The sequence below is a fragment of the Rhodococcus qingshengii JCM 15477 genome (assembly GCF_023221595.1).
Lineage (GTDB): Bacteria > Actinomycetota > Actinomycetes > Mycobacteriales > Mycobacteriaceae > Rhodococcus_F > Rhodococcus_F qingshengii.
Genome location: NZ_CP096563.1, coordinates 3,807,486 through 3,822,034, shown reverse-complemented (window position 1 = coordinate 3,822,034; position 14,549 = coordinate 3,807,486). Strand labels below are relative to the sequence as shown.

The window sequence follows — 14,549 nt, the reverse complement described above, 5'->3', positions numbered from 1 at the left end:
GCTATCGGCTTACCGCTACGGAAAGTGTCTCTGGACCGCGTAACCCCATGCCAGGCTTGTAATTGATTGGCTCTGCAACTTCGATGGAGCGGTACCGTTGCGATAGTTCGCGTAGAAAGTGCTGAAGCATCGAGTTTGCCAGTGCCGAGCCGAGGCAGTGATGGATCCCACGCCCGTAAGAAAGTGAAGACACATCAGGGCGCGTGACTGAGAATGTGTCTCCGCGCTCGACTGCTTCTCGATTTCCGGAGGCAAGAAGGACCATGACGGCGTCACCCTTAGTGATATTTGCGCCACTTACCTCGCAGTCCTCCAATGCGATTCGCCCAGCTTCGTGCGCCGGAGGCTCAAAACGGAGCACCTCAGCCACTGCATTCTCAATGAACTGTGGGTTGGCGCGTACCTGTTCGAACTGATCCGCATGACGGGAGAAAGTGATCAGCATGTTGCCGATCGTGTTGGAGGTGGTTTCTTGTCCGGCGACCGTGATGAGGAGGCATGTCGCGGCGATCTCGTCAACGCTGAGCTGGTCACCGCCGTGACTGACTTCGGACAGTCGCCGGACAAGCCCCTCGGGCGCATTGCCGGATGTTGCGAGAGTTCGGAAGTAATCGATCGATTCTTCGATTGCGGCAGAGCGGCGATCGGCGACTTCTTTTGGAATCGCGAAGTTGATATCAAGTACGCCGGCCACAAGATTCGACCATTCGGAGAATCGCCCGCGATCTTTGTCCGGAATACCCAATATTGACGAAAGTACCTCTACAGGAAACGGTTCCGCAACCTCGGAAACGGCGTCAGTGCAGTGTTCGAGATGCCGAACCGCTGATGAGGCCGCGGATAGGACGATGTCGTCCATGGAAGTCGTGGTACTGCGGGTGAAGGCATCGGAGACGAGGCCCCGGAGCCGGGTGTGTTCGGGCGGATCTGTGAGCATGAAAGGACGGGCGTCGCCGTCGATGCCAAGACCAAGGAATGGTGGCATGTCTTCGCCCATCATCGACGTCAGATGGTCGAAGAAGGTGGAGTTGGCAAAATCCTTGCCGAATAATCTGCTTCGAAGCACCTTGTCGCACGACGTGTAGTCAGCAACGATCCAGGCGCCCAGAGCTGAGCGATGTATTGGAAGCTCCGTGCGCAATCTTGCGTAGACCGGGTATGGGTCTGCCTTGAAGGTTGGATCGAAAGGATTGACTGCGAGAGCGAGATCGCCCGTATCGTCGACCGTGTGTGTCATGTTTCCCCCTGTGTGGATCAATGTGTGCCGTCGCGCTGCCGCGCGAGACCGCGATGACGAAAAGCGAAGGAACTCAATCGGTTACAAGCCGGTAAATCACGTAGAAGCCGAACCAGGCGATTGCAGCGCAAGCAGCGACGAGGAGGATGTCGAAGAAGATGACCATGAAGCGAGCCCCATCCGTTTGGTTCATGGAGAACAAATCTCAGTATGAATCTGGTTGTGTGCCTGTGGATATAACCACATCGCAACACGAGTTGCAATAAATCCATTGCTTGACCCTGTTTGACGCAGCAAGCTAGGACCAAAGTCCCGAGAGTGAGGAGAACGAACCCGTTGGTTAAACGCAGAGGAACGCATGTGACCACGGCGGTGCTCGATGCAGCCGCCAAGCTGATCGTCGAGGATGGCTACGACTCGGTTACGGTTGCTCGTATCAGCAAGCTCGCCGATGTCCATCCGACCTCGATCTACCGTCGCTGGCAAACGCTCAACAACATCCTTGCCGAGGCCGTCTACAACATTGTCGAGGACGATGCCCCGATCCCCGATACGGGCGATGCTCGAACAGATCTCATACAGTTCTGTCAGACACTGAGAGACTTTATGGGGACTGCGGTTGGACAATCTCTGGCCCGCCAAGCCATCGAACCGGTCGACAGTGACGATATGGCCGAACGGAGGCGGGAGTTTTGGCAGAAACGATTCACTGCGGCCGGTACGATCATCCACCGCGGAATAGAGAATGGTCAGATCAGGAGAGATATTGATCCAGGGCAGGTTCTCGGGTTAGTGACGGCGCCACTTCACCTTGAGGTTCTTCTGGATGAAGCTCAGGAGCCCGTCAATATTGAGGCGAACGTGGATATCATTTGGAGGGCTATCGCGTCGAGTGAATGATTCTGTTGACGGTGAGCTTGGCCCAGTTGGAACATATGGACTGATGGGTTTCTGACCGTGGCAGTGAATCGATGAGCCGGATGCTGACGCGGCCGTGTGGCGTTCAATCGGGGAATGCCACACAGCCGCTCGCCGGGTCGACTCAGCCAGGGCACCTTTCTGCCTATCGATTGGTCTGTTCGTAAGTGCCCGGAATTCTCTAAACACTTGTCGCCCACTCCGCCGGGAACGAAGATTTCTTCAGGCTTAGGGCACAGCCCAATCGATGGCATTGCTGGTCAGGATAGTTTTCTCCCGGATACGCTCGAACGGTGACTTCTATACGAGACTTCATCGATGCTCGCACGCATATCGGCTTCAGTCAGCGAGAGGTTTCAGCGATATCGGGCGTCTCCGAATCAACCATCCGCCGCGCCGAGCTGGGCGAATCGAATGTCTCGATCGTTGTGTTCAATCAGTTGATGTATGCGGTCGGTGCCGAACGGGCTGGCTTTCAGCCAATTTGCGACTACTCCGCGATGGTGGCGGCACGATTTGTCTTGGGGGATGCAACAGTGCAGCTCAGTGATGCCGCCCGCGAATGGATTACCCGCTGGCGGAAGATGGGATCCGCAGCAGACGATGCCTCAGGGTTCAGGACAATCCTTCGAACTGCCGGATATGCGGCAAGGATTTTGGATCGACCGCACAAAGAGACGTATCGCGGTCCTTTGCTTCCGACCCAGATCTTTTCCAGACTCCGCGAGTTGCAACAGTCTGACAACCTCGATTGGGCGGTCACCGGTGCGGACGGCTTGCCGATGATCTACGTATCGGATCCCCGGCTGGCGTTAGAACGACTCAATGACAGTGGGGGCGGTAGTAATCGACGATCACGCTTCTGGGAGGGAGTGACGTTACTGGATATGTCTCCGGTGGTGAATGCGCGTGTGCGTGGACGTGTTTTAGCTGGGGGAGACAAGGTGCGTTCGATGGGCGAGATACAGACGGTGATCGACATGTATTCGGCCGGTCAGATAGACGCAGCAGATAGGCGTGCGAACAGCATCCATGCGAGATCGTTCGCCGACTGGGAAGGGCTCGGGTCAGGACTGGTTCGTCGTGCCCACGAGACAGGGGAGCAAGCGTGAGTCGCAGTCAAGCGTCATGCAGCGATCGCCGGCCCGGATAAGGCCGATGACAACATCGCGTAAGGGCTGGTCAGAGGAAGAACGTGCGTACCTCGCTGCGATCATCGAAAGTGAGGGAGGTGGTCTGGTGGACTATCGGGATCAGGTGTCTCGGTCGGGTTCAGGGATTCATTCCCGGGAGATCGAACCGCAGGAGCGGATGTAGGATTTTGCAGATATTGTTGCGCAGCTTCGGATCCCGAGGGAGTTGCCAGGCCCTGGACGGCATCATCCTGTCTGATTTCGCCGATCACCCACTCATATACCTCTGGCCAGCTCATCGATCGGATCATTGCGACAACGTCTTCGTTCGAAATGTGACCTCTCGCGGAGCGGAGTTCTGGTCGGGTCAACCATTCATCCGCGTAGTCGATCACGGCGTGCGTCAGGTCTGCGACGGATTCCGCGAGAGTCTGTTCACCCGACAAGAGGCCGAGATCTGGTGCGACGATCACAAACGCGCCGTTGTCGTCGAGGAGGGCCTCAAAGCCGGCGAACTGATAGGTGGAGGCTGCAGGTGCCGGGAGAAATGTTCTGGACGGGTCCGGTTCGCGGTTGATCCACTCGACGATCTCCTCGTCGGTCAGTCCGTCTACCTGGGCCGCAAGTGCTGCGCTCCGCTCCGGATGCTCCGAGGTTGGGTGGTCGGAGTGATTCCACCAGTATGCATACTGCCGCAGCTGTCGGACTAACTTGTCGGTCGCTTTGTCAGAGTCGGAGTCAGTGGCCGAAATCCCAAGCCCAGGAACATAGACCGTGTAGAAGCCGCTGACGAAGACCATCCGAAAGTCTGCATCGAATTCCGGTATCGGTTCAATCGACATTATGAAACCCCTTGTCTCTCAGGTATCTTACTCTGATATTAGAGAGACCGTTCGACAGTTATTTCAGATTTGAAGTCCCATGCATGGAGTGCCGTTAGGGCAGATTTCGTCGCAATCGAACGATGAAGCTCTCGTATGTGATTGGACAGCGGTTACTGAACTGGCCATGGCCGGGGGCTACATTGCCTGTCGCCGGATCGCGGTCAGGTTGTCGACCAACTTGGTGGTCAGTTGCCCACGAGCCAGAAGCTCAAGCGGAGTCTGGGTGCCCGCGATGCGAATTGGGGTCTCCCACCAAGCGAGGGCTCCCCACGGATCAATTTCCGCTTTGAGATCCGCGTTTGCGTGGGTGACGATTGGAATGACCGCCCGTGCTGCAATGTCGAATTGGAATGTCGGATACTCCCAGTTCGGTCCATGCGGAAGTCGGATTAGGGAGAATGCTCCTCTGAGTGCCTCCAGTCTGAGTTCTGCATCAGAGTGATTGCGGTACAGCAGGTTTGCGGCTTCTGCGGAGCGGATGCACGAGAGCCGCCGGCGTAGCGATTCTGTAAGCGTCGGCATCCTTGGGTCATCCTCATCCGGGTGAGTCGGTTCAGCCATCATGTGCCCTCAACTTGCCTTCTGGTGTGGCATTGCCCGTCGATCGTAGCTAGTTAGGTACCGTGTTTGTCCAGGCATTATGGGATGAATCGGGGAATCATGGTCACGAGATGGTCTGTTCGAGTCGATCCGGTCTTGTGGGATGACGTAAAAGGTCGGCTAAATTCACAGGAGAACCGTCAGCCGAGAGTGACTATGAGTTCGATCATCGAAGTTGCGTTGCGCAGGTGGGTTTCCGAGTGCGCCCCTATCACTGAATTGATTACGGCTGAGGAGCTCGAAGACACTAAATCGCCTAGAGTGCCGGTGCGAGGCAGGAATCGCCCAATCGACGCGTCCGACGATAACGACGATTTCGTAGCAGCGAAAGCGAAGGTCCGCCTCAGTTCGGGGCGACGAGTCGCGGATGCTTCCGTGCAGACCCCTTATGTACCAGCGAGAGAGCGGTTTGCGCCGAAGAGTTTGTCGATAAGCGCGAGTGTGAAATCTGACGTTCTCGCGACGGCGCGTGCAGTGGCTGCGTATCGGAAGTCCATGCACCTCGCACCGGGTACGTTGGCACATCCAGCGCTGGTCGTGCAGTCGGCGCTCCGAGATTGGCTCCGCGAAAATCCCCGGAAAAAGTGATCTACATCATATATTGGTTGATTTTTCGGCTGAAAAGTAAACGAAACATTGCTTCTGACCAGCGGAAATAGGTCTTTCGCTGGCAAAATATTATTACATCGCACTCCTCTGCTGCGTTCTATTAATCCAGCGCACCGCAAATCGCGGTGCGGAGAGGGTCGGAATGGCAGAGAAAGCGCTTGAAAAGCATGAGTGCGAAGCCGCGAAGCTTCACTGGTTAGCGTCCCAGTACGAGGATGCATACTGCAGGCTCCTTCTGCTCTGCGACGATGGTTTGGTCGGACATGCGGCCGGATTGACTCGTCCGGCTGCACTGCTCCGAGAGGCGGTTGCCCGCGCAAAGATCGGGCAGGAAGTCGCGGCGGAGTTGAATCTCCAGCGTGACGCTCTCGTCGAACCGCGTGACGACGACACCATCTACGATGCTCGCGATCGGGCAAATCTAGCTCGGGCGTTGATATTGGCCGAAGCGTATTTCGAAAAGATGTATCGCGTCGAATCTCGATTCATTGCCGAGATCGCAAGCCGACTGTCTGGACTCGTGGATATGAGTCAACGCTGTGCAGACATCGGTGACGATTGTATGGCAGACCGAAGGGCATTGGCCTCATGCTTGCTGGAAGATCAACCGGAATCTTCCCTGATAGCAGCGCTGTGGGACTTCAGGACGAACCTCGATGGCGATGACGGAAGGGCCGAAGTGGTTGATCGGTTGATTTCATACGTAGAGGTAGTGCGCGGGCTGCTTATGCCCGCCGATTACTTCCTGCACCATCAGAGTGCCGAATGACGAAGCGGGCCTCCGAGGTTGGCTCATTTTGTCCGCATCCAGACTGCGCTGACTCCAGTTGTGTCGTCGAAATTGGTTGCAGCGCGACGTGCCTCACCTGCGGGTCCAAGTGGATCGTGACGCTCTAGATGAACGAGCGGCGTGACCCCTCGGATGTTCAGCTGGCCTGATTGATCACCACAGCGGAAAACGGTTCGATCAATAGGGCTGATCGAGGGGTTGGGGGCTACTACCAGGCATCTGATCTCAAAGCAGGTCAGACTGCCTGGTAGTAGCAGGGGCGTCGCGGATCGCCTATTTTCAGATCAATACGGAGCGCAAATTCGGCACTAACGGTCCGTGGCATCTCTATGCCTTTTTGCTATTGGCGATATTGAAAACTGTTCGTCAATAGCGCTATCGAATCTGCATTAGTGATTATCGCTGGACATTTCGGCTATAAGCCGAATAAATTTCGTCGTAGACGAGTTAGCTACTCGTTCTGAAGAACTGAAGCAAGCAGGGTGGCTCGGTTAGAGGTGACCATGTTCGTCACCCTGCTTGATTTCAGAAATGAACAAACACCTCACTTTTAGGACATTCCGTATGATCCTCTGCGCGCCCGAAATCGATGAAGAAACTCGATCTTCGACTGACTATCTTAATGAGCTGCGCACACAGGAATGCCCTCGAATCACGCCGGAATCAACTCGGGATGAGCGAGGTCTACTGATCGATTGGCTACTCCTCGATAACGGAATCAGTTTGATTCCCTGCACGATTGACAAGACTCCAAAGATGCCGTGTCTGCAAAAGAAGCTGGATCCGGCCAATTATCAAGGTAAGAAACATCCCTCGTGTGAGAAGTTTGGGCACGGATTCAAGACTGCGACGCGGGATCGGGAGCTGCTGCTTGACGTTCTCGATCTGCATCCCGAAATGGTGCTCGGTGTGGTGCCCGGCCAGGACAGGCTGATCCTCGACATGGATTCGGACGACGCGATTGCGAGCTTTTTGGCTGCAACAGGTGCCGACGTGGAGGAGAATCCTTGGGTGTCGACCGAACGCGGCGCACACCTGCACGTTAAGTGGCCTGGCGCAAAGTCATTCAAGACCAAGCAGCTACCCAATGTTGACATCCGCAAGGGTGGAGTCGGCTTCGTGATCGCGCCGGGGTGTGAACGGTCAGAGCGGGCGTTGTATACCCATACGCGTGGTATCTGGGGGCATGTGGTCGAGAACGAGGCAGTCGTTCGGTACATTCTGAAGACGGTGGCGCGTCGGCCGAAAACCTCTGGTGTCCAACGGAAGCAACATGTGAAGGCCTGTGGGGCTGAGAAGATCTTGCTGGAGAAGTGGCAGAACAATTTCGATCTCATGTACGGGCAGCTGAAGGACACCCCAGCAGGCCGCGAATACCGATCCCGCCGGACCAAGCCCTCGTCCCGTACCGATGACCAAGACGCGTACGACCTCTGCTCTGTATGGAATGTGGCCTACCACTTGGGCTTCACCCAAGAGCAAGCCCTCGGCTTGGTGAAGAAGTTTCAGCCAAAGCTGGCGCAGAAGCGCCTCGAAACCCGTGACGAAGTTTGGCTGGTCGAAGACGTGGCACGGGTATACACATCTGCCGCGGGATGGACCGGCAATCCCCTCGTCAGGTATCAGGCCGAGCAGGCATTGCAGACGATTGAGCGACTGTGCGGTAAAGAATCTCGGCAGTATCTGCTGCTCGATTGGATAGTCCGTATGTGTACGACCACACAGAAGGACGTACTCAATGTCGGGCAAGAGGCTACCGCCGAACTTTTCGACGTCACGCATGTGACGATAGGTCGCGACCTCCGTTTCCTCCGCCAAACGATGGTGGAAGGCTTGGCCGGCGAAGACGGGCAACCCGTCCCGGTTCTCAGAGTCGTTCGGCGGCACTGGTATGACGCAAAGCGCTGGAAACACTGCAGGACGACGTCGTACGCAGTCGGTGGCATGGTGGCGGTCGGTGCGGACGGCAAGGAGTGCCCCGATCTGGAAAAGGCAGCCGTTCTACAGGCGGAGGAAGCATTACTCACACAGGTGAACGACGCGATCGGACAGTGTTGGTCATTGGTGCAGATGGATTACGAGGTCGACTTGGTCGGAGGCACGATCGATGTCCGAATCCTCGACGAGCGCCTTCAGACATCGGCCCCCGTCGTGCAGTTCGAGATCGCACCGAACCAAGAGGCTTTCAGTCCGCTGGTTCGGCGTGCCCAAGCGAACTGCCCGAACTTTGGCTCGCCTGAGAGCGGAAGCAACAGGTGCCCCGATGTGCGAAAGGCGCCAAACACGAAGGCGCCGGCGAAGCCCTTGGAGAAGTTGGTCGAGAAGGTGCCGGTCAAAGCTGCAACATTGGCTCGGCAGCGGTCACGGTACGAGCGGATATTCGATGGCGTCAAGTTGGAGCTTGACGACGAAGGCTTGCCGATGGACATGCAGGTGCTCGAGTGCATCGACAGCGCTTGTCTGATCCGTTCATGGGACGACGTCGATGTGATCCAGGTGGTAACAAACATCGCCATCGGGTGGGACGAGATCCGTCGCAAAGCCCTGACTATGAGGAATTCGCCCGAGGCTGAGGCGGCGATACGTGCAGTCGAAGGCGAGACGTGGAAACTCCTGTTCGAGGCTGAAGAGCGGCTGGGCAAACGGTATGACAGTCTCCGGAGAGCAGCGGAACGCAATGTTATCCGCGCAATCCGGCACCTCTAGGTCTGTATCGCTCACAGAAGGAGGTTTGCGCGGTCAAATCGATTGTGACGCAATGAACTCTCGATTCGAGTACGTCGTACCCCCTCGAACTTTCGGCGCGTCACAATCGCAATGCGGGGCCATTGGGGTCGCAGTGTGGTCGGTGAGAGCTTCGGGTTGCGCTTCGAATTCAATTACGATTTCTGTCATCGTAAACTGTCTGTCGGATGGTCGCATTGAAGGCGATCCGGGTGAATTTGATAGGGGCTCTGAGCTCTACGAATGGGGCAATGTTCAATACGTCCACGTCCTCCGCTTTAGGGGCACCACTGATCCCCGGGGTCCGTACAGAAGGGGTGCTCCGAAAAGAGGCTCCGCAACGTATAGGGAATCCACGCAAAGAGATGAACCTCGAAGCTGTTCCTACTCAAGGGATTCGCGTCGAATCGTGAGCTATCCATCGTGAGCTCTGAGCTCGTCGTATGGGTCAATGTTCAATACGTCCACGTCCTCCGCTTTGAGAGCACCACCGACCTCAGGGGTCCCGCAGATAAGGGCGATTCATCACAGGCTGTCCCCTAGGAGAGGTCTCGGTATGGAAGTCAGTCTCCCCGTGGGGCCATATCAGTCTGCGATCGACGGGAAAGTGATGTGCTGCACGGAGTTCCGACCAACTTCCGGGGCGAAGCCTCGACGTACCTGAAGCTTCATGGGGCTATTGCTGAAGCTGAGTGCGACGCTGACGAACTTTCGATACTTCTTACGAACGATCTATCGAGACGAAGCTCTGAATCGAACTGAGAGCGAATCAGAGCTCCCGGTATCCGTAGACCTCGCGGAGGATCTTCCGCGAAGATCGATCCTCTTCGAATGGAACCTCTTGCACCGCATGGGCCCACGACGATGATAGCCATTCGATCGGCGCTATATGGCCGGCATCGGAGGTCTTATGGCCGCAGGGGTAGAACATCCGATTCTCGGGCCAATGTCCGCGGTCGTAGTAGCCGACCGAAGCGCAGATCGTGCAGCGGGCGAGCCCGGCGGCGTGCGCATCGTGGATCGGTTCGAAGTCGTTACCCCGATCTGTCGGATCCTCGATGATGATGCCCGCGATGAACTCCCGAGAATGTGTGAGCCCGTCGATGCGGCCAGGCTTCCGATTCAGCAATGGTGCATCTGTGACCATCACATAGATATCATCTGGCCGTCGGTCGATGACGCGGGGCGGTTCGAACTGTCCGCTCGCGTGGTCCTCGACTACCAGGTGGGCCGATCTGTCGCTGTAACCGGTCGACAGGGTGAACGTGACACCGGCGAACTGCTGATAGGCCCAGTGTAATCCGAGGTCGGTCAGCAGTGCGGCCCATCGCCGGTGAGTGGGTGCCTCCAGTGCTGGCTCGTCTTGTGAAGTGCTGCCGCCGAACGGACGGAAGATGGATGAATGATCTGGGCTCATGGGAACTCCGATGGCGGAAAGGATTTGACGGGCGAAAAATCTCTATATGGCTATTTTACTAGGCTGGTCGCCGCATCTACAGCTCAAATAGACGGGTATAGAGCATATTTGGGTATCCGCGCTGTCAATGTCGAGCGTTGAGGAATAGGCTGACCGAATGAACGCAGATCCGACGCAGTCCAAGTGGGAAGCGATGGTGGAGCGCGGTGAGGTCCAGCTGGTCGATCCGAATGGCGCGCTCGATCCGCCGATTCCTGCGCTCGAACTTCCGCACGGCATGACGTCTGATTCCATCCTCGACGACCTCCGAGGTGATCACTGATGGAGGTACGCCAAGGTCAAAGGGAAGCGTAGGGAAGTTTTCGCGGGTGTCCCAGACAGAATTCCGGCTGGCGTCGGAAGTTGGGGCCTACCTGCCGGTCAGTGGAAAATGATGATGGTCGAGAACGCCTGACGACTATCGACTTGGAGGGCGCGTTGCGGCCCCCTAGCTGCGACGCTGATCGATACTGAAGCTCGTAGCGATCTTCGCTCTTCGATAGCGATTTGAATTAGCCCGCTTCGATCTGAACGCTCACAGGCCAATCGCGTCGATCACAGCTCGCCAGATCGAATTGGAGCGGTGGCGCCTCCGTCGGCCCTAGCTGAATGATTGGCTGCGAGAGCGAGAGGCGCCCGTCCAAGCGAGGGTCTACTGGGCGGACCAATGTCAGTCGTTCGAATATCCACATAACGAAGTTGATGCGAATCTACATGGTTGCTGAGTAGCTAGTTCTCGGATCAACGAAACGAGATGACGCCTCAGATCGATTGAGTGTTCATAGGTGTGCATCCCGATTCATCCGCCAAAAGTACTAGAAATAAGCATCACTGGTTTTCGTCGACGATGGCGACAGCTCTATTGTTGAGATCAATCCGGCCATTGCTCTACGGTTAGCCGATGACTTGCCGAGTCCACACAGTGTTCGACGACCCGACCTGCATCTACTGCAACTCTGTTGCGACCCGTCGTGCAGCGCAGGAGTCCGCCAAGGCGGACAAACAGATGCTGGATATGCATCAACAGGCTGCCCGTGCGCAACGACGGACTGCATCCGCTGCGAAATCGGAAGCGCGACGACAAGAGCGTATCGAGTGGTCGCAGCTGCAGAAACAGAAGAAGCAGGCCCAGTCCGCGGCCACGAAGGCAGCGAGACAGGCACAGGGTGGGGGTCTGCTGCCGAATGAGAAGTTGAAGATCGCCGCCGTCCTGCTGTTGTTTTGGGGCACAGGCATTGTGGTCGGATACCAGGACAGGAATTGGTTCGTGGTGATCGCCTTCCTCGCCGTCGGTGTGGGGGTGGGCTACTTGGCGTTGAAGCGTGTCACCAGACAGAAGAGGCAGCGGGATCGAGGCGACTAGCCCTTGGTGCTGAGCCATTGAGGTTCGACCGGGTTTTCGGGACGTTGTTGAAAGACAGGGGAATAGGTTCTTGAGGGTTTCAGTGCCCAACAATCCGACTCGACCGGCTCCTCCCGGTGCGGCGAGGACAAGTGTGAGCTGCACGCCGCCGATATTGCTGCCGTATATCGACGATCCTGAACTGATCCGGTTGGTCGAGGCTGATGGATTGCTTTCGCCATCAGAGCCACGGAAGGGAGTCCTCCAGTCCGTCGGCAAGGTCTTGTACGTCCAAGCACGAGGCTTGATTGTCGTGCCGATCGGCGTTAAGTCTTCCAAAATGATTCTCTGCATGGTGTTGCGTGGCAACGAATCCACGCAAGAAGGGCCGATCGTCACGATCGGCTGGGATCAGCTTTCGTATGCACCCGAGCTCGGAGTGCGACTTCCTGACGACCCACCTAGCCTGGATGCAGACAAGGGCGGGTCAGTTGGCGACGACGATTCAGAATCTGCGGTCGATGATGAGGAGTCGACAGATATTGGATCTGATCTGACTGTGGGTGAACCTCGGGAGAAGTTGCTGTTCGTGCCCCACCTGGATGATCCTGACGCGGTTGAAATGATCGGGGCGAGGTTGCATTGCTGTCCGCCGAGAGATGATGTTCGAACGCTGTACGGCAAACTCCTTTACATCCACGAGGGCGGGGTAATCGCAACCTTGATTGGAGTGGTCGATGGAGAAGAGGTCGCGGTACTGGTTGTTCGGGGCAATGCGACCTACAGGGACGGGGCGGAGGTCTGTCTTCCGTCAGCTCTGGTGTTGAGGGCGTTTGAAGTCGGAGTGCGGTGCCCCTAGGTGCGGAGTTCGCAGGTCATGATCAGAAGTGCACCGACGCGACCGAGCCCATACAAGCGGTACCCGTTGCGGACGCCGCCTGCAACCGCTGGCCCGCCCAGTTCGTGGATTCCTGGCCGGAGATCAAGCCGTATACGCGGACTGTGTAGTCGCCCTGTACTGAAATTCGAAGATCTATTTCAGATCTGCCTCCGTTGCCGGGGCTTGGTAAGTCCACGGTTCGTTCGGTCCATCCATCGGTATCGCGGATTACTTTCACCCTGTAGCCAGTCAGTTCAGCTTGAATTGTTTCCCATCTGAGGATCGCTGTCCTGCTATTTCCGCTCCCTTTTCTTTCGCATGAGGTCCAATTGGGTGTCCCCGACCTGACGCAATTCAGAGTTTCGTGGGCATCGATGATGTAGTACTTGCGAGAGCTGCCGTCGCCCGGGCGGGTGACGTATTTCCCTCCGGATCGGGCGCCTTGTTCCAAGCAGTACTTCATTTGGCGCGGCGTAACACTGGTATTTCCGCTGAATCCGAGTGCTGCGGTACCTGTCACGAACGGAGCAGCCATGGAAGTACCGGATGCTTGTGTGTAGTTTCTGACGCAGAAAAACAAGCAATCAACATTCGTCGTCGTAATTCCACTGTCTTGTACCCCGCCAGGCGCGACAACATTGACCGCGCCCCCGTATGCCGATTTAGGGGCCCACTCGTCGTCTCGTGTGGTCGCTCCGACAGTGATTACTCTGTCTGATAGTGCTCCGAGCGCTCCGGGATAGGAGAGGTTCGCGTCGGCGCAGAAGTTGCCCGCGGCCGCCACCCAGAGTGTGTTCGGACTGAAGTTGACCACTGCGAGCAGTTGTCGCTTCATCTCGTCGAGCTTTCGGCCGCTTGAGCTGACACCCAGACAGGTATTCAGAGTTTTCTCTCCGAATCCGAGGCTTATGTTGACGACTCGAGCTTGTGTACTGGCAGAACGCATTTCGCTGAGTAGATTTGCGAAGTACTTCGCAGTGTATGACCTGAGATCGCAAATCTGGGACACGCCAGAGATGCCCTTACCGTTGTTTCCCACAGCGCAAGCAATTCCTGCAGTCTGGGTGGCATGGCTCTGAGGTGCGTCGTAGTACGGGCCGTTTCGACGCATGTTCGACTTCAGATCTTCATGTTCTCCGTCGACGGGGAATTGATCGATCACACCGACTGTGACGTTTGATGAACCGGTGGTGACATTCCATGCATCTCGTGCCTCAATTTTCCGCAGTCCCCAGTTTGCCCGATTCTCGGTGTGCCACTCCTGCAAATATTGATCGTCGGTCTCGGCGAACTCTGCAGCTGGGGCGAAGTTGTGTGCGGTGTTGACAACGCCCGGGATTGCAGCGATGGACTCCACCATCGAATCTATATCGGCGCTCGATCTCCCCTCAAACCGCAATTGATACAGACCAATCTCCTCGGACGAACCGAAGATCACCGAAGATGTGGACGCTGCGATCTGGCGGATGGTGGTGCCCGCGGCAGCGCCGGGCTCCACCATCACAAGCACTTCGTCGGACACCACTTCAAAGTTGTCGTTCGTCACTATTCGATCGACTGGGGCGGTGGAGATGCCGACCGGGATATGGTCGGCGGTCACGAATTCCGTTGTGATAGTTACCCTGATGGGGTTTCCCAGCGCGGCCGACTCGCTGGACAGCTGAACGGTTCCCTCATACTTTTCCTCCGCGTCAGTTGGCAGGGTCACTTCAAGTGGGATGAAGTAACGGCCTTCGATGAAGGGTGGATTCTGATCTAGTCGAATCGTGGCGACAGTGCTGAGAGTCCCCGAGACTGACGCCTCGATCGTGCGAGATCCGTCTGTTCCTGAGATGAATCCCATCGGCACGATTTGGCTAGATCCGTTTCTGACCGAGGCAGTGATCTGATCCAATACCCAGTGATCGGGACCTGATGGGGTGGTAGTGACCGGCGGCGTAGTCGTAGGTTGTGACGAAGTTGAACTATCCGAGGAT

11 protein-coding genes are annotated in these 14,549 nt (G+C 56.6%); 7 read left to right on the top strand and 4 right to left on the bottom strand.

The genetic code is table 11. The annotated features are described in order from the left end of the window. Window position 1: 1 nt before the first annotated feature. Window positions 2-1,237, bottom strand: a complete 1,236-nt coding sequence (locus M0639_RS17325) for a cytochrome P450 (protein WP_042445141.1) — start codon at window positions 1,235-1,237, stop codon at window positions 2-4. A 360-nt stretch (window positions 1,238-1,597) separates the two neighbouring features. Here M0639_RS17325 and M0639_RS17320 point away from each other — a divergent pair, with 360 nt between their 5' ends. Further along, the gene (locus tag M0639_RS17320) at window positions 1,598-2,137 is read left to right on the top strand and encodes a TetR/AcrR family transcriptional regulator (protein ID WP_042445134.1); all 540 of its coding nucleotides are present in this window, start codon (window positions 1,598-1,600) and stop codon (window positions 2,135-2,137) included. 311 nt (window positions 2,138-2,448) lie between these two features. Further along, window positions 2,449-3,267, top strand: a complete 819-nt coding sequence (locus tag M0639_RS17315; protein ID WP_042445132.1) for a helix-turn-helix domain-containing protein — start codon at window positions 2,449-2,451, stop codon at window positions 3,265-3,267. Window positions 3,268-3,368: 101 nt separating this feature from the next. Here the strand turns inward: M0639_RS17315 and M0639_RS17310 are convergent, their stop codons facing one another. Further along, window positions 3,369-4,130 carry a hypothetical protein gene (locus M0639_RS17310; protein WP_064075642.1) on the bottom strand — a complete coding sequence of 254 codons (762 nt, stop codon included), beginning with the start codon at window positions 4,128-4,130 and terminating at the stop codon, window positions 3,369-3,371. A gap of 1,393 nt (window positions 4,131-5,523) precedes the next feature. Here M0639_RS17310 and M0639_RS17305 point away from each other — a divergent pair. Beyond that, window positions 5,524-6,150 (top strand): hypothetical protein, encoded by a 627-nt coding sequence (locus M0639_RS17305; protein WP_042445128.1) that lies wholly within the window; start codon window positions 5,524-5,526, stop codon window positions 6,148-6,150. A gap of 552 nt (window positions 6,151-6,702) precedes the next feature. Continuing rightward, complete coding sequence (locus M0639_RS17300) at window positions 6,703-8,877, top strand: bifunctional DNA primase/polymerase (protein WP_042445125.1); 2,175 nt, start codon at window positions 6,703-6,705, stop codon at window positions 8,875-8,877. A 787-nt stretch (window positions 8,878-9,664) separates the two neighbouring features. Here the strand turns inward: M0639_RS17300 and M0639_RS17295 are convergent. Beyond that, the gene (locus M0639_RS17295) at window positions 9,665-10,312 is read right to left on the bottom strand and encodes a hypothetical protein (RefSeq protein WP_064075645.1); all 648 of its coding nucleotides are present in this window, start codon (window positions 10,310-10,312) and stop codon (window positions 9,665-9,667) included. Between the two features lie 157 nt (window positions 10,313-10,469). Here M0639_RS17295 and M0639_RS17290 point away from each other — a divergent pair, with 157 nt between their 5' ends. From M0639_RS17290 to M0639_RS17280, 3 genes are all read left to right on the top strand, one after another. Beyond that, window positions 10,470-10,634, top strand: coding sequence for a hypothetical protein (locus M0639_RS17290; protein WP_156525113.1), 165 nt, complete (start codon window positions 10,470-10,472; stop codon window positions 10,632-10,634). 618 nt (window positions 10,635-11,252) lie between these two features. Then, window positions 11,253-11,714 (top strand): hypothetical protein, encoded by a 462-nt coding sequence (locus M0639_RS17285; RefSeq protein WP_064075646.1) that lies wholly within the window; start codon window positions 11,253-11,255, stop codon window positions 11,712-11,714. A 133-nt stretch (window positions 11,715-11,847) separates the two neighbouring features. Next, complete coding sequence (locus tag M0639_RS17280) at window positions 11,848-12,552, top strand: hypothetical protein (RefSeq protein WP_042445117.1); 705 nt, start codon at window positions 11,848-11,850, stop codon at window positions 12,550-12,552. A gap of 22 nt (window positions 12,553-12,574) precedes the next feature. Here the strand turns inward: M0639_RS17280 and M0639_RS17275 are convergent, their stop codons facing one another. Beyond that, the gene (locus M0639_RS17275) at window positions 12,575-14,416 is read right to left on the bottom strand and encodes a S8 family peptidase (protein ID WP_042445115.1); all 1,842 of its coding nucleotides are present in this window, start codon (window positions 14,414-14,416) and stop codon (window positions 12,575-12,577) included. Window positions 14,417-14,549 lie beyond the last annotated feature (133 nt).